At 63.4% G+C, this 21,158-nt stretch carries 18 protein-coding genes and 1 tRNA gene; 5 read left to right on the top strand and 14 right to left on the bottom strand.

What is annotated here, in order from left to right; translation table 11 throughout:
• Positions 1-121: 121 nt before the first annotated feature.
• From glmM to LDZ21_RS04430, 4 genes are all read right to left on the bottom strand, one after another.
• On the bottom strand, positions 122-1,480 hold the full coding sequence (glmM, locus tag LDZ21_RS04445; protein ID WP_244794379.1) for a phosphoglucosamine mutase: 1,359 nt from the start codon (positions 1,478-1,480) through the stop codon (positions 122-124).
• 112 nt (positions 1,481-1,592) lie between these two features.
• Positions 1,593-2,420: a dihydropteroate synthase gene (gene folP, locus LDZ21_RS04440; protein WP_244794378.1), complete on the bottom strand. Its 828-nt coding sequence runs from the start codon at positions 2,418-2,420 to the stop codon at positions 1,593-1,595.
• Between the two features lie 151 nt (positions 2,421-2,571).
• Positions 2,572-4,458 (bottom strand): ATP-dependent zinc metalloprotease FtsH, encoded by a 1,887-nt coding sequence (gene ftsH, locus LDZ21_RS04435; RefSeq protein ID WP_035959554.1) that lies wholly within the window; start codon positions 4,456-4,458, stop codon positions 2,572-2,574.
• A gap of 173 nt (positions 4,459-4,631) precedes the next feature.
• Positions 4,632-5,306, bottom strand: coding sequence for an RlmE family RNA methyltransferase (locus LDZ21_RS04430; RefSeq protein ID WP_244794377.1), 675 nt, complete (start codon positions 5,304-5,306; stop codon positions 4,632-4,634).
• A 327-nt stretch (positions 5,307-5,633) separates the two neighbouring features.
• On the opposite strand from LDZ21_RS04430, the gene LDZ21_RS04425 reads away from it, so the two are divergent.
• Entirely contained in the window at positions 5,634-6,173 is a 540-nt protein-coding gene (locus LDZ21_RS04425; protein WP_035959556.1) for a YhbY family RNA-binding protein, read from the top strand.
• Positions 6,174-6,225: 52 nt separating this feature from the next.
• Here LDZ21_RS04425 and LDZ21_RS04420 read toward each other — a convergent pair whose 3' ends face one another.
• The 7 genes from LDZ21_RS04420 to gloB all read right to left on the bottom strand — a co-directional run bounded on the left by LDZ21_RS04420 (position 6,226) and on the right by gloB (position 16,114).
• Positions 6,226-6,741, bottom strand: coding sequence for a DUF4149 domain-containing protein (locus tag LDZ21_RS04420; protein ID WP_244794376.1), 516 nt, complete (start codon positions 6,739-6,741; stop codon positions 6,226-6,228).
• On the bottom strand, positions 6,741-7,217 hold the full coding sequence (gene greA, locus LDZ21_RS04415; RefSeq protein ID WP_035959558.1) for a transcription elongation factor GreA: 477 nt from the start codon (positions 7,215-7,217) through the stop codon (positions 6,741-6,743). Before greA ends, LDZ21_RS04420 begins: the two co-directional genes overlap by 1 nt.
• 114 nt (positions 7,218-7,331) lie before the next feature.
• Complete coding sequence (carB, locus tag LDZ21_RS04410; RefSeq protein WP_244794375.1) at positions 7,332-10,586, bottom strand: carbamoyl-phosphate synthase large subunit; 3,255 nt, start codon at positions 10,584-10,586, stop codon at positions 7,332-7,334.
• Positions 10,587-10,624: 38 nt separating this feature from the next.
• Positions 10,625-11,767 carry a glutamine-hydrolyzing carbamoyl-phosphate synthase small subunit gene (gene carA / locus LDZ21_RS04405; protein WP_244794374.1) on the bottom strand — a complete coding sequence of 381 codons (1,143 nt, stop codon included), beginning with the start codon at positions 11,765-11,767 and terminating at the stop codon, positions 10,625-10,627.
• Positions 11,768-12,106: 339 nt separating this feature from the next.
• Positions 12,107-13,339, bottom strand: coding sequence for an MFS transporter (locus tag LDZ21_RS04400; RefSeq protein WP_244794373.1), 1,233 nt, complete (start codon positions 13,337-13,339; stop codon positions 12,107-12,109).
• Between the two features lie 114 nt (positions 13,340-13,453).
• On the bottom strand, positions 13,454-15,103 hold the full coding sequence (locus LDZ21_RS04395; protein ID WP_244794372.1) for a transglycosylase SLT domain-containing protein: 1,650 nt from the start codon (positions 15,101-15,103) through the stop codon (positions 13,454-13,456).
• A gap of 159 nt (positions 15,104-15,262) precedes the next feature.
• Entirely contained in the window at positions 15,263-16,114 is an 852-nt protein-coding gene (gene gloB, locus LDZ21_RS04390; protein ID WP_244794371.1) for a hydroxyacylglutathione hydrolase, read from the bottom strand.
• Positions 16,115-16,131: 17 nt separating this feature from the next.
• Here gloB and LDZ21_RS04385 point away from each other — a divergent pair, with 17 nt between their 5' ends.
• The 4 genes from LDZ21_RS04385 to LDZ21_RS04370 all read left to right on the top strand — a co-directional run bounded on the left by LDZ21_RS04385 (position 16,132) and on the right by LDZ21_RS04370 (position 18,318).
• On the top strand, positions 16,132-16,953 hold the full coding sequence (locus LDZ21_RS04385; protein ID WP_035959561.1) for a class I SAM-dependent methyltransferase: 822 nt from the start codon (positions 16,132-16,134) through the stop codon (positions 16,951-16,953).
• Positions 16,953-17,414 carry a ribonuclease HI gene (gene rnhA, locus LDZ21_RS04380; protein ID WP_244794370.1) on the top strand — a complete coding sequence of 154 codons (462 nt, stop codon included), beginning with the start codon at positions 16,953-16,955 and terminating at the stop codon, positions 17,412-17,414. The genes LDZ21_RS04385 and rnhA overlap by 1 nt, the downstream gene beginning before the upstream one ends.
• 25 nt (positions 17,415-17,439) lie before the next feature.
• On the top strand, positions 17,440-18,177 hold the full coding sequence (gene dnaQ, locus LDZ21_RS04375) for a DNA polymerase III subunit epsilon (RefSeq protein WP_244794369.1): 738 nt from the start codon (positions 17,440-17,442) through the stop codon (positions 18,175-18,177).
• Between the two features lie 66 nt (positions 18,178-18,243).
• Positions 18,244-18,318 (top strand) — tRNA-Val (locus LDZ21_RS04370).
• 92 nt (positions 18,319-18,410) lie between these two features.
• On the opposite strand, the gene LDZ21_RS04365 is transcribed toward LDZ21_RS04370, so the two are convergent.
• The 3 genes from LDZ21_RS04365 to LDZ21_RS04355 form a co-directional block, all read right to left on the bottom strand.
• Positions 18,411-18,884, bottom strand: coding sequence for a DUF2214 family protein (locus tag LDZ21_RS04365; protein WP_035959850.1), 474 nt, complete (start codon positions 18,882-18,884; stop codon positions 18,411-18,413).
• Between the two features lie 45 nt (positions 18,885-18,929).
• Positions 18,930-19,760, bottom strand: a complete 831-nt coding sequence (locus tag LDZ21_RS04360) for a hypothetical protein (RefSeq protein WP_244794368.1) — start codon at positions 19,758-19,760, stop codon at positions 18,930-18,932.
• Positions 19,761-20,051: 291 nt separating this feature from the next.
• Positions 20,052-21,113, bottom strand: a complete 1,062-nt coding sequence (locus LDZ21_RS04355) for a glycosyltransferase family 4 protein (protein WP_035959565.1) — start codon at positions 21,111-21,113, stop codon at positions 20,052-20,054.
• Between the last annotated feature and the right edge of the window lie 45 nt (positions 21,114-21,158).

Genomic DNA, 21,158 nt, shown 5'->3' with positions numbered 1-21,158 from the left:
CCGTGACAGCGGTCTTACGAATCGAAAGCCGGTCGGGCGATCATTCGTCAGCCGGCTGCGGACATAAAAAAAGCGGGCCGAAGCCCGCTTTCTTGCGAAGTACGCGCGTTTTCGCGAACGTCTACGAAGTCACCTCTTTCACGACTTGCGCAATCGTTTCCGCGTGCCGAACGGCGTCTTGCTGCGCGGCGGCTTCCACCATCACGCGCAACACCGGCTCGGTCCCCGATGCGCGGATCAGCACACGTCCATGCGAGTCGAGCGCGCGCTCGGCCTGCTCGACCGCGCGTCGGATTTCGTCGCTCTTTTTCCAGTCCGCGCCGGGACTCATGCGCACGTTGATCAGCTTTTGCGGAAAGAGGCTCACGCCGTCGAGCAGTTCGGCGATCGACTTGCCGCTGCGCTTGATCGCAGCCAGCACGAGCAGCGCGGAGACGATGCCGTCGCCGGTCGAATGCCTGTCCAGCGACAGAATGTGACCCGAGCCTTCCGCGCCGAGTTGCCAGCCGTGCTCGCGCAGTTTCTCGAGCACGTAGCGGTCGCCGACCGCGGCGCGCACGAACTGCACGCCCGCCTCCTTCAGCGCCACCTCGACTGCCATGTTGGTCATCAGCGTGCCGACCGCGCCTTCCACCTGGCCGTGCGTCGCGATGCGGTCCTTCACCAGCACGTAGAGCAACTCGTCGCCGTTATAGAGACGGCCGGTCGAATCGACGATCTGCACGCGATCCGCGTCGCCATCCAGCGCGATGCCGATGTCCGCGTGGTGCTCCTTGACCGCGCGAACGAGCGCATCGGGCGCGGTTGCGCCGACGCCGTCGTTGATATTGAAGCCATTCGGCGACACGCCGATCGGCACGACTTCCGCGCCCAGTTCGTGGAACACGTGCGGCGCGACGTCATAGGCGGCGCCGTGTGCGCAGTCCAGCACGATCTTCATGCCGCGAAGATCGAAGCTCGCGGGGAACGTGCTCTTGCAGAACTCGATGTAGCGCCCGCCCGCGTCGTCGAGACGGCGCGCCTTGCCGAGACGCTCGGACGGCGCGCATTCCATCGGCTGCTCGAGTTGCGCTTCAATCTGCAATTCGACTTCGTCGGGCAGCTTGTTGCCGTCGGCCGAGAAGAACTTGATGCCGTTGTCGTCGTACGGATTATGCGATGCGCTGATCACCACGCCCGCCGAGAGCCGCAGCGCCCGCGTCAGATACGCGATGCCGGGCGTCGGCATCGGGCCGGCCAGCATCACGTCGACGCCTGCCGCCGAGAAGCCGGATTCGAGCGCGGCTTCGAGCATGTAGCCCGAGACGCGCGTGTCCTTGCCGATCAGCACAGTTGGCCGGTTGCCCTTCTGCGGCGACCGGTCCGCGCCGGCGAGCACCTTGCCGGCTGCGTAACCGAGCTTGAGGACGAAGTCCGGCGTGATCGGGGCCGCGCCCACGCGCCCACGGATGCCGTCTGTTCCAAAGTATCGTCGTGCCATCGTTGTTTGACCCTCCTCGCGGACTTTTGGCGCCTGTTGTGGTCCGCGGTGTTTGTTGACTACGCTGCCAGCGAGCGCCTGCGCGGCAGTCCTGCCCGATTCAAGGCCGGTTTCAATGATGCCCGCGACGGGCTGCGTCCATGGTGGCCCGCCAGACTTTCAATGCGTCGACGGTTTCGGCAACATCGTGAACGCGGATGATCGCCGCGCCGCGCTCCGCCCCGCACACCGCCGCCGCGAGACTCGCGGGCAAGCGCTCGTCCGCGCCGCGCCCGGTCACGCCGCCGAGCATCGACTTGCGCGACATGCCCGCCAATAACGGGAAATGCGTGCCGTGGGGCAACGTCGCCGGAAGTTCGGCAAGTAGCGTGTAATTATGCCCGATCGTCTTGCCGAAACCGTAGCCGGGATCAAGACTGATACGGTCCGCAGCGACACCGGCCGCGTCCAGCGCCGAGACGCGTTCGACGAAGAAATCGCGCACCGAAGCGACGACGTCGTCGTAGACCGGCTCGTGGAGTTGCATCGTGCGTGGCTCGCCAAGCATGTGCATCACGCACAGGCCGCATTGTCTGCCGGCGACGGCTTCGATCGCGCCTTCCTGACGGAAGCCCCAGATGTCATTGATCATGTCCGCGCCCGCATCGAGGACGGCTCGCATGACGGCGGGCTTGTAGGTGTCGACGGAAATCGGCACACGCACCGCATGCAGCGCTTGGACGACCGGCACCACGCGCGCGAGCTCCTCGTCGAGCGGCACTGGCGGCGCACCGGGACGCGTCGACTCGCCGCCTATGTCGATCATGTCGGCGCCATCGGCGATCATCTGCTCGGCGCGAGCGAGCGCGGCGTCGCGCGACAGGAAGCGGCCGCCATCGGAGAACGAATCCGGCGTGACGTTGAGAATGCCCATCACCAGCGGACGGTCAAAACGGAGCATGAAACGGCCGCATTGCAGCGGCTGCGCGGAAACGAGAGGTTCGGAGGAGGTAGTCAAGCGATGCCTGCAAAGCAAGTGATGAAACGCGAGCCTTAAAGCAAAAATGGGCCGGCGTGCAGTGCACACCGGCCCATTGTCAGACTCGGAGAAGTTATGCCGGCGCTGTCGCGTTGCCCGGTTTGACTTCGTTGCCGCTATTGCCGCCCGACGGCGTGTCGCCCGACGGAGGCGGCAGGTTCTTCGGCGGACGCGGCGGACGATTTGCCATGATGTCGCTAATCTGGTCTGCGTCGATGGTTTCCCATTCGAGCAGCGCCTTGGTCATGGCTTCGACCTTGTCGCGGTTGTCTTCCAGCAGCTTGCGGGCGAGCGCATATTGCTCGTCGAGGATACGGCGGATTTCCGCGTCGACCTTCTGCTGCGTGGCTTCCGATACCGACTTGGCGCCCATCTTGCCGAACATGCCGTTTTCTTCGGTATCGACGTACACCATCGTGCCGAGGACGTCCGACATGCCGTAACGCGTCACCATGTCGCGCGCCATCTTCGTCGCGCGCTCGAAGTCGTTGGAAGCACCGGTCGACATCGAGTTCATGAACACTTCTTCCGCTGCCCGGCCGCCGAACAGGATCGCGATTTCTTCCAGCATCTTGTCGCGATACAGATTGACGCGGTCATGCTCCGGCAACTGCCACGTCACGCCCAAAGCCCAGCCGCGCGGCATGATCGTAACCTTGTGCACCGGATCGGCGTGCGGCAGCAGCTTCGCCACCACCGCGTGACCCGACTCGTGATACGCCGTGTTACGACGCTCTTCCTCACGCATGACAGCCGACTTGCGCTCCGGACCCATGAAGATCTTGTCCTTCGCGTCTTCGAAATCCTGCATCTCGACGATGCGCTTGCCCCGACGCGCCGCAAACAGTGCCGCTTCGTTGACGAGGTTCGCGAGATCCGCGCCCGAGAAGCCCGGCGTGCCGCGTGCGATCACCGATGCATCGACGTCGTTTGCAATCGGCACCTTGCGCAGGTGCACCTTCATGATGTGTTCACGGCCGCGGATGTCCGGCAGACCGACGTACACCTGGCGGTCGAAACGGCCCGGACGCAGCAGCGCCTTGTCCAGCACGTCGGAACGGTTCGTCGCGGCGATCACGATGACGCCCGAATTCGCCTCGAAACCGTCCATTTCGACGAGCATCTGGTTCAGCGTCTGCTCGCGCTCGTCGTTACCGCCGCCCATGCCAGCGCCGCGATGACGGCCGACAGCGTCGATTTCGTCGATGAACACGATGCACGGCGCATGCTTCTTCGCCTGCTCGAACATATCGCGCACGCGGGCCGCGCCCACGCCGACGAACATTTCCACGAAGTCCGAACCCGAAATGCTGAAGAACGGCACCTTCGCCTCGCCGGCGATGGCGCGAGCCAGCAGCGTCTTACCCGTGCCCGGGGGCCCGACCAGCAGCACGCCGCGTGGAATGCGTCCGCCCAGCTTCTGGAATTTCTGCGGATCGCGCAGGAAGTCCACCAGTTCCGAAACTTCTTCCTTCGCTTCGTCGCAGCCAGCAACGTCGGTGAAATTGATTGCGTTGTTGTTTTCGTCGATCAGCCGCGCCCGCGACTTGCCGAACGAAAACGCCCCGCCTTTCCCGCCGCCCTGCATCTGCCTCATCATGTAGAACCAGAAGCCGATGATCAGAATGGTCGGCCCGAGGTAGTACAGCGCGGAGACGAGCGCGTTCGGTTCATCGTCAGCCTTGCCGCTGACCTGAACGCCGTATTTCATCAGGTCGCCGACCATCCAGATGTCGCCGGGAGAGACGATCTGGTATTTCTGGCCGTCGTTCGGAGTGACCGTGAGATTGCGGCCCTGAACGGTAACGTTCTTGACCTTGCCGTTCTTCGCGTCGTCCATGAACTGCGAATACGACACGCCTTCCTGGACGCGGGGCTTATCGAACTGCTTGAACACCGTAAACAGCACCAGTGCGATCACGAGCCACACTGCCGCTTTAGAGAACATATTGTTGTTCAAAGCACCACTCCTCACTCATAGACGGGCGCCTACATAAACCTTGCAGCGCCACCAAAGCATTCTAATCCAGACCGCTAACCCCTGCCATAAGGTTTATCTACCGTCTAAATAGCGGCAGATGGTCTTTTTTCGGCATATTCGGCGAAAATATCGCTGATTTTCGCCGAGGAAGTCTAAACGGGTCCCGCAGCCGGATGTTTGAGCCGCCGCCCGAGAATAAAAGTCTCGGACGACTTGTCCCGAGAGGCCTTGGGCTTACGCGGCGCCACCACTTTGAACTGGTGCTTGAATTTCTCGACGATCTGGCTATAACCGCTGCCATGAAAACATTTGACTAGCAGCGCACCTTCCGGTTTCAGGTGGTTTTGCGCGAATTCGAGCGCCAGGTCGCAAAGATGCTCGATCCGCGCCGCGTCCGCACTTGCCACGCCTGAGAGGTTTGGGGCCATGTCCGAAATAACAAGGTCCACCTGACGCTCGCCGACGAATTCATTTAGTTGGGCGAGCACCGCGTCATCGCGAAAGTCGCCCTGAATAAAAGTCACGTCCGCGATCGGCTCCATCGGCAGAATATCGAGCGCGACGATCGTGCCGTCGATGCCGCCTTCGCGCTGCGCATCGCGCTTCGAGCCCTGAGCGAGCCTGTTGCGAGCGTACTGGCTCCAGCTTCCGGGCGTCGAGCCGAGATCGACGATCACCTGACCCGGCTTGATGAGCTTGTCCTGCTCGTCGATCTCCTTCAGCTTGTACGCGGCGCGTGCGCGATAGCCCTCGCGCTGCGCCATCTTCACGTAGGGATCGTTGATGTGGTCATGCAACCACGAATGATTGAAGCGATTTTTTGCCATTCAAACTGAACTCATGCTGCGCGCGTGTGCGCTCGCGGGTGTGTTGCTGTTGCGCGCCGGACGTGGCGCGGATGCGTGTACTGTGACGGTTGCGCGGTAATCTTGCTGCAACGCGCGATGCTTTTAGCGGATAATACGCGTCTTGTCGGCCGGAACGTTTCCGCGGGTGCTCCATGCGCCCGGCAATCGCGTATCCGGCCTATTTCGTTTGTGCGGCGATAAAGCACGCTGCGCCAGATCGTTCCGGTACGGGCTTTTCGCCCCTCGCGTTTCAGCATGCCGCCTGGCGCCAAGCGCCGCCCATTTTAGTCGAGTCCCAAATTTCTCATGCCAGCTCTTGAACTCTCCCCTGCCCAACGCTCCGACCTGCGCTCCCAGGCCCACGCGCTCAAGCCCGTCGTGCTCGTCGGCGCGGAGGGTCTGACGGACGCCGTGCTGAAGGAAATCGGCGTGCACCTCGATGCGCATCAGCTCATCAAGATACGCGTGTTCGGCGACGAGCGCGAAGCCCGCGTCGCAATCTACGACGAAATCTGCGATCGCCTGAACGCTGCGCCGATCCAGCATATCGGCAAATTGCTCGTGATCTGGAGGCCCGAAGGCGCCGCGCCCGCGAAGACCCGCGGCGAACGCACGCGCAGCACGATGCCGCCGAGCGCCGCTGAAGCGGCCGAGCGTCCTGCCAAGGGCCGCGCGCCGCGCATCGTCAAAGCCGTGAAGATCACGCGTGACGCGCCTGCCGTCAAAAAGCCGCGCAAGCAGACGTTGAAGGTGCTTGGTAACGAGCGCGTCACGGCGGGCGGCAACGTCAAGCGGGCGAAGAAGCGTCAGGCCGGTTCGAAGCGTCAGCACCAGGCAGTGAAGTAATCGTACGGCGCGGCGTCAAACACGACGCTCGCGTCGTATCGGCCAAAAGCGCTCAGCTTCTTGCGCGTTTGGCCGCCATTTTCGCCGATTTGTTCTTCGGCACGATGGCGGTCGGCGCGTTCCCCGGCAAGCGCCACACCAGCGCGACGCCGAACAGGCACTGAACCAGATAGATGGCGCTCGAGATGCCGTGCAGTATGCCGAACTGCTTCGCGTACGGGGAATCGGCCAGTGCGACGCCCGACTCCTGCGCGGCCACGCGCAGCGACTCCATGAACGGCTGCAACGCGAAGTAGCCTGCGAGCACGCACCCGAGCATCACCGCGACAATCCACCGCACACGTTTGTAGTCAGCGATGCCGCTTTTCACGAAGCGATTGCCGATCAGAATCAGAATCAGCGCGCTCGCCACGCCGACGAACGCTTCGATGCGGAAGTATTGCGCGGCGACCGATCCGGCGGCCGCGCGATCGAGCATCGAAAAGAGAACGGGGGCGGCGACGAGGCCGAGGGTCAGCAGGCTGCCGACCCAGATCATCGTCACGAAGCGAAAGAGCCGGTGCGCCATCAGACGTAACGAACCGCGATGATTTCATACTCGCGCGCACCGCTTGGCGCTTGCACCGACGCCACGTCGCCTTGCGACTTCGAAATCAGCGCCCGCGCGATCGGCGAACTGACCGAAATGAGGCCGTGATCGATATCGGCTTCATCGTCGCCGACGATCTGATACGTGACCGTATCGCCCGATTCGAGGTCTTCAAGTTCCACCGTCGCGCCGAACACGACGCGGCCATCGGCGTCGACCGTCGTCGGGTCGATCACCTGCGCGGCGGCCAGCTTGGATTCGATCTCCGCGATGCGGCCCTCGATGAAGCCCTGCTTTTCCTTCGCGGCGTCGTATTCCGCATTTTCGGACAGATCGCCCTGCGCGCGCGCTTCCGCGATCGCATTGATGACCGCCGGACGCTCGACAGCCTTAAGGCGTTGCAATTCGTCGCGCAGCAACTCCGCGCCGCGCTTCGTCAAGGGAATCGTGCTCATAGACAACCCAGAAACAAAAACGTCAAAAAAATTACCGCGGTTAAGCGCATCTCCCCGAGACGAGGAGACGCCGCTTAACCGCGGCTCGTGATGCTTGGACCAGTAATCGAAGCCTTAGTTTAGGCGAGCATGCAAGCCTTGTAAATCATAGACTTCCAAATCGCGCATGTAACGCAAGCCTTCCACCGCCGCGCGCGCGCCCGACATGGTCGTGTAGTACGTGACCTTGTTGGCCTGGGCGCTCATGCGGATGGAACGCGAATCGGCGATGGCGGCGCGGGTTTCGTCGACGGTCGTGAAGACGAGCGCGATCTCGCCGTTCTTGATCATGTCGACGATATGCGGCCGGCCGTCTTTCACCTTGTTGACGACCTTCACCGGCACGCCCGCCGCTGCAATAGCCGCCGCCGTGCCCTTGGTCGCGACGATCGGATAGCCGAGCTCGTGCAGCATGCTCGCCACTTCGACAGCCTTCGGCTTGTCGGCGTCCATCACGGTGATCAGCACCGTGCCGGACTCCGGCAGGCGCGAGCCCGCCGCCAGTTGCGACTTGAAGAGCGCTTCGCCGAAGGTGCGGCCCACGCCCATTACCTCGCCGGTCGAGCGCATTTCGGGCCCGAGCACCGGATCGACCGCCGGGAACTTGATGAACGGGAACACGGCTTCCTTCACGCTGAAGTACGGCGGCACGACTTCCTTCGTCACGCCCTGCTGCGCCAGCGTCTGGCCGACCATCGCGCGTGCGGCGATTTTCGCGAGCGGCAGGCTCGTCGCCTTCGACACGTAAGGCACCGTGCGCGACGCGCGCGGGTTCACTTCGAGCACGTAGATGATGTCCTTCTTCGAGCCGTCGTCCTGCGGAACCTGCTGGATCGCGAACTGCACGTTCATCAGGCCGATCACGTTCAACGCCTTCGCCATCGCGGCGGTCTGGCGCTTCAGCTCGTCGACGGTTTCCTTCGACAGCGAATACGGCGGCAGAGAGCAGGCCGAATCGCCCGAATGCACGCCCGCCTGTTCGATGTGCTCCATCACGCCGCCGATGAACACGGCCTCGCCGTCCGAGATGCAGTCGACATCGCATTCGATCGCATCGTTCAGGAAGCGGTCGAGGAGCACCGGCGAATCGTTCGATACCTTCACGGCCTCGCGCATGTAGCGCTCGAGATCGCGCGGCTCGTGGACGATTTCCATCGCGCGGCCGCCCAGCACATACGACGGGCGCACGACCAGCGGATAACCGATTTCCTCGGCCAGCGCGAGCGCTTCTTCTTCGGCGCGCGCCGTGCGGTTCGGCGGCTGGCGCAAATCGAGATCTTTCAGCAGTTGCTGGAAGCGCTCGCGGTCTTCGGCTGCGTCGATCATGTCCGGCGACGTGCCGATGATCGGCACGCCGTTCGCTTCGAGATCGAGCGCGAGCTTGAGCGGCGTCTGGCCGCCGTACTGCACGATCACGCCGACCGGCTTTTCCAGATCGACGATTTCGAGCACGTCTTCGAGCGTCAGCGACTCGAAGTACAGGCGATCCGACGTGTCGTAGTCGGTCGAAACCGTTTCCGGATTGCAGTTGACCATGATGGTTTCATAGCCGTCTTCGCGCATCGCGAGCGCGGCATGCACGCAGCAGTAGTCGAACTCGATGCCCTGCCCGATCCGGTTCGGCCCGCCGCCGAGCACCATGATCTTCTTCTTGTCCGTCGGATTCGCTTCGCACTCTTCTTCGTACGTCGAGTACATGTACGCGGTCTTCGTCGCAAACTCGGCCGCGCAGGTGTCGACGCGCTTGTACACCGGGCGCACCTTCAGTTCGTGACGCTTCTTGCGCACGTCGGCCTGATTCGAACCGGTCAGTTTCGCCAGACGCCGGTCGGAGAAACCGCTGCGCTTCAGATACAGCAGTTCGTCGCGGCTCAGGCTTTCGAGGGTGCGGCCTTCGAGCGCCTTCTCCTTCAGGATGATCTGCTCGATCTGCGCGAGGAACCACGGGTCGATCGACGTTTCCTCGAAGATTTCCTCTTGCGAGAGACCGAGGCGGAATGCGTCGCCGAGATACCAGATGCGGTCCGGACCCGGCTCGCCGATTTCGCGGATCACTTCGTCGCGGCTCGTGGTCTTTTCATCGAGCCCGTCGACGCCGACTTCCAGACCGCGCAGCGCCTTCTGGAACGACTCCTGGAACGTGCGGCCCATCGCCATCACTTCGCCGACCGACTTCATCTGCGTGGTCAGGCGCGAATCGGCCTCGCGGAACTTTTCGAACGCGAAACGCGGCACCTTCGTCACGACATAGTCGATGGTCGGCTCGAACGATGCCGGCGTCTGGCCGCCAGTGATCTCGTTCTTCAGTTCGTCGAGCGTATAGCCGCAGGCGAGCTTCGCCGCGACCTTCGCGATCGGAAAGCCGGTTGCCTTCGACGCCAATGCGGACGAACGCGACACGCGCGGATTCATTTCGATGACGACCATCCGGCCGTCCTTCGGATTGATCGCGAACTGCACGTTGGAGCCGCCCGTGTCCACGCCGATTTCGCGCAGCACCGCGAGCGACGCGTTACGCAGGACCTGATATTCCTTGTCGGTCAGCGTCTGCGCGGGCGCGACGGTGATGGAATCGCCGGTGTGGACGCCCATCGGGTCGAGGTTCTCGATCGAACACACGATGATGCAGTTGTCCTTCTTGTCGCGGACGACTTCCATCTCGTACTCTTTCCAGCCGAGCAGCGATTCCTCGATCAGCAGTTCGCGCGTCGGCGAAAGATCGAGACCGCGGCGGCAGATTTCCTCGAACTCTTCCTTGTTGTACGCAATGCCGCCGCCCGAGCCGCCCAGTGTGAACGACGGGCGGATGACGGTCGGATAACCGCCGCTGCCGGTGACTTCGGCGATCTGCGCCTGCACGGCGAGCGCTTCCTCCATCGAATGCGCGATGCCCGATTTGGCCGAACCGAGGCCGATCTTGGTCATCGCGTCCTTGAACTTCTGGCGGTCTTCCGCCTTGTCGATGGCTTCGGGCGACGCGCCGATCAGTTCGACCTTGTACTTCTCCAGCACGCCGTGATGGAACAGGTCGAGCGCGCAATTGAGCGCGGTCTGGCCGCCCATCGTCGGCAGGATCGCATCGGGGCGCTCTTTCGCGATGATGCGCTCGACCACTTCCCACGAGATCGGCTCGATATAGGTGACGTCCGCCGTGTTCGGGTCGGTCATGATCGTCGCCGGATTGCTGTTGACGAGGATGACCTTGTAGCCTTCCTCACGCAGCGCCTTGCACGCCTGCGCGCCCGAATAGTCGAATTCGCACGCCTGGCCGATGATGATCGGGCCCGCGCCGATGATGAGGATGCTCTTGATGTCTGTGCGCTTCGGCATAACTGCTCTCGATGTCTATGTACGGTTTCTGTTCGTGATCAGGCGGCGACCTTCGCCGACTCCATCAATCTGATGAAGCGGTCGAACAGATAAGCGATGTCGTGCGGCCCCGGCGACGCTTCCGGGTGTCCCTGGAAGCAGAACGCCGGCTTGTCGGTGAGCGCAAAGCCTTGCAGCGTGCCGTCGAAGAGCGAGACATGCGTGACCTTCGCGTTCGCGGGCAGCGTGGCGGCATCGACCGCAAAGCCGTGATTCTGCGACGTGATGACCACGCGGCCGTCTTCCATGTCCTTCACCGGATGATTCGCGCCGTGGTGGCCGGTCTTCATCTTGGTCGTCTTCGCGCCGACGGCGAGACCCATGATCTGGTGCCCGAGGCAGATGCCGAACGTCGGAATGCCGCGCTCGATGAATTCGCGCGTCGCGCGGATCGCGTAGTCGCAGGGTTCCGGATCGCCGGGACCGTTCGACAGGAAGATGCCGTCCGGATTGAGCGCGAGCGCGTCGGCGGCGCTGGCCTGCGCCGGCAGCACGGTGACGTGGCAGCCGCGCTCGGCCAGCATGCGCAGGATGTTGTACTTGACGCCGTAATCGAACGCGACGACGCGGAATTTCGGCGACTTCTGCTCGCCGTAGCCGCTGCCGAGGCGCCACTCGGTTTGCGTCCACTCGTAGCGATCCTGCGTGGACACGACTTTCGCGAGGTCCATGCCGGCAAGTCCGGGGAACGAGCGCGCGAGACGCAGCGCTTCGGCTTCGTCGTCGCTGCCAGCGAGAATGCAGCCGTTTTGCGCGCCCTTGTCGCGCAGCACGCGCGTCAGCTTGCGCGTGTCGATGCCCGCAATGCCGACGACGCCTTGCGCCTTCAGATAATCGGAAAGGGTTTGCTCGGAACGGAAGTTCGAGGCCAGCACCGGCAAATCACGAATGATGAGACCGGCGGCATGGACCTTGGTGGCTTCGACATCTTCGGCATTCACGCCGACATTGCCGATATGCGGATACGTCAGCGTGACGATCTGGCGGGCATAGCTCGGGTCGGTCAGGATTTCCTGATAGCCGGTGATGGCGGTGTTGAACACCACTTCGCCGATCGTCGAACCGGCGGCGCCGATGGATTGACCACGAAAGACCGTGCCGTCGGCAAGTGCGAGTAATGCGGGGGAGAATGACGGCAACACGGGAAGCTCCTTGGGGAACACCCTGTTACCGACCTGTCTGTCCGAAATTCAGGCTTGGGGCCGCGCTCCGGGAGCACGGGTTTCCTTAGCACGATGGCGGCGGCTCACAGGCGGGCATCGTGGCTCGAAGCGGCCCGCTTGCGCGCGGCGAGCGGAGTATCGAAGCGGACGATCGGCGGCGTGCGGCGCGCGCTGCCAGGCGCAGCGAACGACGGGGAATGGGAGGTAGGCGCTAGGGTGCGGGTTGATATGCTCAAACCTTAGAATTATAGCGCGAAGTCGGCTACTTGGCCATATTTGGGGAATTTCCGCTTGCGGACGATGCGGAAAGCCGATCGCTCATGACGCAGTGCGCTCCGTCTTTTGAAGCGCCCGGCTCGGCAGCACATACCAGACGGCGCTGGCCACCTGCAACGCGATCAACGCCACCCACACGGTTTGATGCGCCGTCGCCGGAAAATGGCCGCCCTCGGCCGGCCAGAACGACAGCATCGCGCCGATGCCGACCTGAAAGCCGAAGATCAGCAGGAAGAGCACGAGCGTGAGCGTCGTGTTCGCGCGGCCGATCATGTGCGGGGGGAAGTGTTCGGCCATCACCGCGTAGCTGAGAATGCCGGCGCCGCCGAAGATGCCGTATGCCGCAAGCAGCGCGGCCGGCGGCAACGGCACGCGCACCACCATCAGCAATTGCACGGCGACATAGAGCGCCATTCCGGCGCCGCAGAACGCGTACACCGAGACGCCCCGCCGCTCCATACCGCGCGCCGCCGCGCCGAAACCGACGCAGCCGAACATCATCGCGAACCCGAGCACGGAGACGAGCGCCGCGGCATGCGCCGGCGTAAGGCCCATCACGTCGAGCAGATAGGGGCGTATCCAGAGCGATTGCATCGCGTAGAACACGCCTTGTGACACGACCGAAAACGACGCGATCTTCCAGAACGCCCCGCTCATCAAAATGTGCCACGTGCCCTGGAACTGGGTAATGACATCCGCCTGATGACGCGTGTCCCGGGTGCGCGGCGCAAACAGCGCGATCGCGGCCGCGACAAGCAGCGTGAAGACACCCAGCCCGGCACACACTTGCCGCCAGCTCGCGACATGCAACAGCGACGCAAGCGGCGATCCGACCACGACGCCGCCCAGCCCGCCGACCGCCATCGTGAGCCCGTTGATGAGCGGCAGCCGCGCGACCGGGAAATGCTGCGCCGACGCCTTGAACGCCGCGCTCAGACAGACGGATACGCCGACGCCAATCAACAAACGCCCCGCCATGAGGCCGGCCAGCCCGTGCGACGCCCCGAACACCCAGATGCCCGCCGCCGCGAACAAGAGCATTCCGGCGGTGACCGGGCGCGGCCCGAAATGGTCGAGCATCACGCCAACAGGAATCTGCGCGACGGCAAAGCCGATGAAGTACAGCGACGTGAGCAGACCGAGATCGGCGGCGGACAGGCCGAGATCGTGCGTAATGAGCGGAGCAAAGCCGAGGTTGACGCCCCGAAATACGTACGACACGAAGTATCCGGCAGCGAACAGCAGGAAGACGCGGAGACGAACGGAGGACGGCATGCGATTCATTGCCTGCTTAATTCTTCTGGAACGCCAGTTTAACCGTGCCGCCAAATGAAAACGCCGTCACCTTGGTGACGGCGTGGATAACGCAAGGATGCGAAGCGCTCGCGCTTACTTCTTCTTGCTCTTCGCGCTGCTGGCGTGCGTGGCGGCAGCCTTCGTCGTTTTCGGCGCGGCGGGATGACTGCTGCCCGCCTTCGATGCGCTGACCGACGACGACACGCGCGTCACCGTATGGCCCGGCGCCTTGCCGCTAGGCGTTTTCGCCGTCACGCGCGTGCCGATCTTCCGCACGCCGCCCGACGAACGGCTCGACGCCGCCACTGTTTCAACGCGCACCGGACCCGGCTCGGCCGGCACCGGACGCCCATAAGGGACGTGCAGGACGACGACCTGACCCGGCATGAACATATCGCGACTCGTGCGGTTCCAGGCCTTCACTTGCGCCACCGATACGTTGTACCGGTCGGCCAGCGTGGCAACGCTTTGCTTGCGGCGCACGCGAATAGCCATCTTGCGCGTGTCCGGCACGTCGCGCTCGACGGCGAGAATCGCGTTGGCGGCGACGTCGGCGCTGATATCTTCGTCGTCGTCATCCGTGCGCGGCACGACGATGGTCGAGCCCGGCTTCAGGCGCATGCCTGCCGGAATGCGGTTGACCGACATGAGCGTGTCCGCATCGACACCGATTTTCTCGGCGATGGCCGCAGGACGCGCCCGCTCCGTCACCGTGTACGTGGTCCATGACGACAGCGCGCCCGTGTACGAACCGAGGTTGCGCTGGAAGGTGGCGGCGTTGTCGAACGGCAGAAGGATCTGCGGGTTCGTCGCACCGAGAATGACCGGCTTGGCGAACGACGGATTCAGCGAGCGGAATTCCTCGACGCTCATGCCGGCGAGCTTCGCGGCCATGGTCACGTCGATGTCGCGCGCGGTCGTGACGGTCACGAAGTACGGGTGATTCGGGATATCCGGCAGCGCGAGGCCATATTGCTGCGGATTCGCCACGATGTTCTTGACTGCCTGCAACTTCGGCACGTAGTTGCGCGTTTCGTTGGGCATGCGCAGGCTTTCGTAGTCAGTCGGCAAGCCGGCCGCTTCGTTACGCGCAATCGCGCGCTGCACGTTGCCCTCGCCCCAGTTGTATGCGGCGAGCGCGAGATGCCAGTCGCCGAACATGTCGTGCAGGCGCGAGAGGTAGTCCAGCGCGGCGCTCGTCGACGCAAGCACGTCGCGCCGCTCGTCCTGCCACATGTTCTGCTTCAGGTTGTAGTCGCGGCCGGTGCCCGGCACGAACTGCCACATGCCGGCCGCCTTCGCCACCGACAAAGCCTGCGGATTGAACGCCGATTCGATGAACGGCAGCAGGGCCAGCTCAGTCGGCATATGGCGCTGCTCGAGTTCTTCGACGATGTGATACAGGTATTTTTGCGAACGCGTCGTCATGCGCTCGACGTAGTCGGGGCGCTGCGCATACCAGTTCGCCTGCATGTCGACGAGGTCGCTTTGCAGATCGGGAATCTGGAAGCCGCCACGAATGCGGCTCCACAAGTCGGCCGACCCCGCGAGCGAGGTGACAGGCGTCTTGTCGACGTTGATGGTTTCCTTGGCGGCTGCGGTGCGGCGAATCGTGTCAGCGACTTCTTGCTGCGAGGCGGCGGTAGGAGTGGCGGAGGTTGTACTCGTGGCGGGCGCTGTCGGTCCTTGACTGGCGCAGGCGGCCAGCATCAGGACGGATAGCGCACTCAGTGTTAGTCGCATGAACGTCTCTGCTTCCAAAGAGTGAGGCTTGGAAATTTGGAGCCGATAGTACGGAACCGCACCTAGGACGTCAATAAGAATGCGCGCAAAACCCCTGCAAAATCTTGTATCTAACGCCGTTTCCAAGGTATCGGATGAACTTCTCGCGAAGTTTCGGGATTATCGGAACGTGTCTTTCCAGCCGCGCATCAGGCGAAATGCGTCCAGCCGGTCCGCGATCGGCGTGCCGAACTGCGCGGCGAGCCTGGCCTGAATCGCAGGGTCGTCGACGCGCAGGAACGGATTGACCGCCTTCTCGTGCGCGATCGTCGTCGGCAACGTGGGCTTGCCGGCGGCGCGCAAGGTCTGCGCTTCGTCGTTCCAGCGGACGAGCGCGGCGCTCTCCGGCTCGCATGCGCGCGCAAAGCGGATGTTCGACAGCGTGTACTCGTGCGCGCAATGCACCTGCGTGTCGTCGGGAAGCGCGGCGAGCGAATCGAGCGAGGCGAGCATCTGTTGCGGCGTGCCTTCGAACAGACGCCCGCAGCCGCTTGCAAACAGCGTATCGCCGCAAAAGAGATGCGGCGTGCCGCGCGCATCGCCCGCCTGGAAGTACGCGATGTGGCCAGCCGTGTGACCAGGAACGTCGATGACCGTGAATTCGAGCGCGGGCTGCGCGATGCTTACCGAATCGCCGCCGGCGAGCCGCGTCGTCACGTGCTCGATGCGCTCGCCAGCCGGGCCGTACACGGGCACGCCGCCCTCTGCCGTTCGGCTATCGAGCAGCGCTTTCACGCCGCCGACGTGGTCGTGATGATGGTGCGTGAGTAAAATAGCGGTCAGCCGCCAGCCGCGTTTCGCGAGATACGCTTCGACCGGCGCGGCGTCGCCCGGATCGATGACGACCGCATCGCGCGAATCCGACACGATCCAGATGTAGTTGTCCTCGAACGCCGGAACCGGCACGTATTCCAGCGCCGGCTTGGGCGTGCGTTTGGACGAATCTTCAGCAAGTGAATCCATGGCGATCATCTACGCGGCATCCGAACATGTCTGACCGAGCGATTATAGACTGGCCCGCCTGGACCAACTCCGCGCCCGGACGCTACGTGCTCGAATGGGAGCAGGCGCAACTCGATCGCGTGGTGTCGGACATCTTCGGCTACCACGCGCTCCAGCTCGGCATGCCCCAGCTCGATGCGCTGCGCGAAAATCGCATGACCGGCCGCGCCCTCGTGCTCGATTCGGAAAGCGGCGCAAGCGCCCCGTACACGCTGCCGCACGCGGCCGGCAACGGCGTGAGCGCGCTGCCCGCCGCGAGCGCGCCGGACGGTCGCAGTACCGTCTGGTGCGATTTGCTGGATCTGCCGTTCGAGGCGCAGAGCGTCGATCTGCTCGTGCTGCCGCATACGCTCGAGTTTTCGCGCGATCCGCACCGGCTTTTGCGTGAAGCCGAGCGCGTTCTCGTGCCCGAAGGTCAGCTGATCATCCTCGGCTTCAATTCGTTGAGTCTGTGGGGCGCGCGGCAATCCCTCGGCAAGGTCGCCGGACGCCCGTTCGTGCCGGCCGCGCACGAGATGATCGCGTTCACGCGTATCAAGGACTGGATCAAACTGCTTGGATTCGATCTTGAACGCGGGCGTTTTGGCTGCTATCGTCCGCCGCTACTCACCGACAAATGGCTGCAGCGCTACGAGTTCATGGAGCCGGCCGGCGACCGCTGGTGGCCCATCTTCGGCGCGGCCTACATGATCACCGCCGTGAAACGCGTACGCGGCATGCGGCTCATCGGTCCGCGCAAGCTGAAGAAACCCGCGCTCGCGCCCGGCCTCGCGCCCGTCGCCGCCCCGCACACCCGCAACGAGCATTGATGACTGAAGAATCCGCATCGACGAAAGTAATCGACATCTACACGGACGGCGCCTGCAAGGGCAATCCCGGCCCCGGCGGATGGGGCGCCCTGCTCCGCTTCGGCTCGCTGGAAAAAGAGCTGTTCGGCGGGGAAGCCGCCACGACCAACAACCGCATGGAACTGATGGCCGTGATCGCCGCTCTCGAAGCGCTCAAGCGGCCGTGCCACGCCGTGATCCACACCGACTCTCAATACGTGCAGAAAGGCATCAGCGAGTGGATACACGGCTGGAAGAAAAAGAACTGGATGACCGCCGCGAAAACGCCCGTCAAAAACGCCGATCTGTGGAAGCGGCTCGATGCGCTCGTCGGCCAACACCAGATCGAATGGCGCTGGGTGAAGGGTCACGCGGGCCATCCAGAGAACGAACGCGCCGATGCGCTCGCCAATCGCGGCGTGACATCGCTTGCCGATAGCTGAACGTACGCACCGACAAAGACATCTCATGCGCCAACTGATACTGGACACGGAAACCACCGGCCTGAACGCTCGCACGGGCGACAGGATCATCGAAATCGGCTGTGTCGAACTCGTGAATCGCCGGCTGACCGGCAACAACCTGCACTTCTACGTGAACCCGGAGCGCGATAGCGACCCCGGCGCACTCGCGGTGCACGGTCTCACGACCGAGTTTCTCAGTGACAAGCCGAAGTTCGCGGAGATTGCCGCCGAGTTGCGCGATTTCATCTCAGGCGCGGAGCTGATCATCCATAACGCGCCGTTCGATATCGGCTTCCTCGACATGGAATTCGCACTACTCGGGCTGCCGAAGACCACCGAGATGTGCGCCGGCGTGATCGATACGCTCGTCAACGCCAAGCAGATGTTCCCCGGCAAGCGCAATTCGCTGGATGCGCTATGCGACCGCTTCGGCATCAGCAACGCGCATCGCACGCTACACGGCGCGCTGCTGGACTCGGAGCTGCTCGCCGAAGTCTATCTGGCGATGACGCGCGGACAGGAAAGCCTCGTCATCGACATGCTCGGCGAGACGCAGTCCGAGGGCGCGGGCGACGCCCCGCGCATTTCGCTCGACGATCTCGATCTGCCGGTGATCGCCGCCACCGCCGACGAAGTCGCTGCCCACGAAGCCGTCCTCAACGATCTCGACAAGGCAGTCAAGGGCACGAGCGTATGGCGCATCGAAGCGGCCGAAACCGAGCCTGACGCAGTTGCCGCATAATTTTCGAAGTTTCTTAAAGAATGGCTTTACGAAGAGCGATAGTCCTGACATAATCTCAATCTCTTCGGGTGGTTAGCTCAGCGGTAGAGCACTGCCTTCACACGGCAGGGGTCACTGGTTCGATCCCAGTACTACCCACCAGGATTCTGGTGCTGGTAAAGCCAAGACACCGAAGATCAAAAGGCCCAAGTCTCACGACTTGGGCCTTTTTCATTTGTCCGGCGCTTTTCGCTTCAATGCGCCCACACGCCGCGCGCCATTCCGCTCGCCGCAATCACCATCACGATGACGAGCGCCGCTTGCACATCGCTCATCCACGCAAATCGCCGGGCGCGCGTGAGGTCGATCGCCCCGCCTTGCGCCAGCGCGATCCGCCAGCGAATCAGCGCGAGCATCGGCGACACTTCGATCAAGAGAATTGCCACGAGCGCGGTCATCTTCAAGTGAAAAAGCGGCTCATGCAGATAGTACGCGCCGCCCTTCTCGAAGCCGCCGAACGCGCGCATCACGCCCGTCACGATCAGCACGATGGCCGTCACGCCCCACACGGAGTCGGAGCGGAACACGTCGCGCAGACGCGTGTCATTCGCTTGCACCGACTGCACCGCATCGAGCCTTCGCAGCGCACGCGCACGCGCGAGCACCGAACCGAGCGCGAAGCCGAAAGCAAGCAGATGAAGTGCGGCAAGCAACCAGCGTATCAGCATCGTTTCCCCCACCATCGACAAGGAAGACCTGCTCGCTACAACGGCTCAAACCTGATGCAGAGTGGCGTCCAGCGCGCGGGCCGCGTTGCGATCGCCTTCCGTGGCGAGCGGCGCACGGAACACCGTGGTGCGGTTGTGCCCGGCGGCGGCCGGCGAATCCCACATGAGTTCGACCTTGGGCCGGCGCGCGAACCAGCTCCGCCGGGTGGCGCCGTTCGATTGCAGTGTCGATGCAGCCGGCTGCGTCACGGGCGTCAGCATCGTCGCGGACGATGCGCCCGCGCCCGGCGGCGTCGGCCATTTCACCGAAAGCTCGCGCGCATCGTACTGGCCGAGCTTGCGGCTTTCGGCCCAGACCATCGCGGTGCGGGTGACGGGATCGAGGGAGATGGCGTATCGGCCAATCGCGAAACGCCTTGCCGCGATGTTCGTGCGCCATAGCGCGCGCGGCCGGCAGATCCACATCACGACCGCATAGAGCGCCGGGCCGACGACGAGCCAGCCGTTAGTCGCCGCGAGCGCATCCACGAAGCCCCGCCAGCCCGCCGTCCAGACGAAAGGGACAAGCGAAAACACCGCGAACCCGAAAGTGAGCAGCGCGAGGAAGCGCAACGCTTGCCTGAGCCACTGCGGCAACGGATGCAGCGGCCGGTCCATGCGCGCCTTGGCGCCCGGCAGGACGATCAGCAGAAAAAACAGCACGAGATTCAGGCACGCCCACGGCGACAACGTCATCGCGCGCAGCGAGGACAGATAGCCGGTGTGCGACATGGCGAACACCCATCGCGCCGCGAGCACCACTCCGATTGCTCGCAGCGCGAAAACGGTGCCCGCGCCCGGTGCCGGCGCCGCGCTGGTTTGCCTGGTTCTCGCCAAAACGTGCGCTCCTCTTGACCGGAGCGGGCGCTCTTTTACGCCGCACTCGGTCCCATGCGATTGATTGCTATCGATACAGTTGCACGCCGTCGCGCGGCCGTGCGCTTCGCATCGCGAAGCCCGAACATTATAGGGAGATTACGGATGTCGTCAGAGGTTTCGCAACGCGAACGCGGCCCGGTACTCGAAATCGTCGTTTTACTGTGCCGATAGCACAACGCCCCGCGCGCCTTGGCGGCACGCGGGGCGTTTTCATGCCGCATCGCTGCGGCACGAGCGATGCAACGACGCTCAGGCGCTGGCTTCGCGCAGAACGGTGCGGCGCTTCTGACGCAGCAGTTCTTCGTAGTTCTGGACGTAGCGCGCAGCCATCACCTTCGACGAGAAGCGTGTTTCGAAGGTTTCGCGCACCTTCGCGCGCGACAGCGTGTCGAGACGCTTCACCGCGGCAATCGCCGACAACTCGTCTTCCACGACGAAGCCCGATACGCCGTTCTCGATCACTTCCGGCACCGAGCCGCGATTGAACGCGATCACCGGCGTGCCGCAGGCCATCGCTTCGATCATCACGAGGCCGAAGGGCTCCGGCCAGTCGATCGGGAACAGCAGTGCATGCGCGTTGCCGAGGAACTCGGTCTTTTCCGATTCGCTGATCTCGCCGATGTACTCGACGTGCGGCAGCGCGAAGAGCGGCTTGATCTCGTCTTCGTAATAAGCACGGTCGGCCTTGTCCAGCTTGGCCGCGATCTTGATCTTCATGCCCGCAGCCTGCGCGATGCGAATCGCCCGGTCGACGCGCTTTTCCGGCGAGATGCGGCCGAGGAACGCCAGGTAGCCCGGCTTCACGTTCGGAATCGGCGTCAGCAGGTTTTCCGGCAGGCCGTGATACACCGTCGACAGCCAGTTCGCCTGCGGCAGAGGCTGGCGCTGGTTGTCGGAGATCGACACGACCGGCACGTCATTGAACGTGTTGAAGATCGGTTGCAGTTCCGGCAGGTCGAGGCGGCCGTGCATCGTCGTCAGGAACGGCACCGGCTGGCGCGCGAACAGCGAGAACGGATAATAGTCGATGTGGAAATGCAGCACGTCGAATTCGTCGGCGCGGCGGCGGACTTCTTCGAGCAGCAGCATGTGGGGAGCCATCGTGTCGCGGATCGTCGGATCGAGACGCAACGCTTGCGGCCAGAAAGCTTCCAGCTTCGCGGACGTTTGCGAATCACCGCTCGCGAAGAGCGTGACGTCGTGTCCGGCCTCGACGAGTGCCTCGGTCAGATATGACACCACGCGTTCCGTGCCGCCATACAGCTTCGGCGGAACAGCCTCGTGGAGGGGCGCGATTTGAGCGATTCGCATTGTCGTGAAACTCCTAATGAAAGGTCAGGCAAAGTACTGCTGTCA

The organism is Caballeronia grimmiae (assembly GCF_022879615.1).
GTDB classification, from domain to species: Bacteria; Pseudomonadota; Gammaproteobacteria; order Burkholderiales; family Burkholderiaceae; genus Caballeronia; species Caballeronia grimmiae.
The sequence above is the reverse complement of the archived record's forward strand: the minus strand, read 5'-3'. Positions and strand labels throughout refer to the sequence as shown.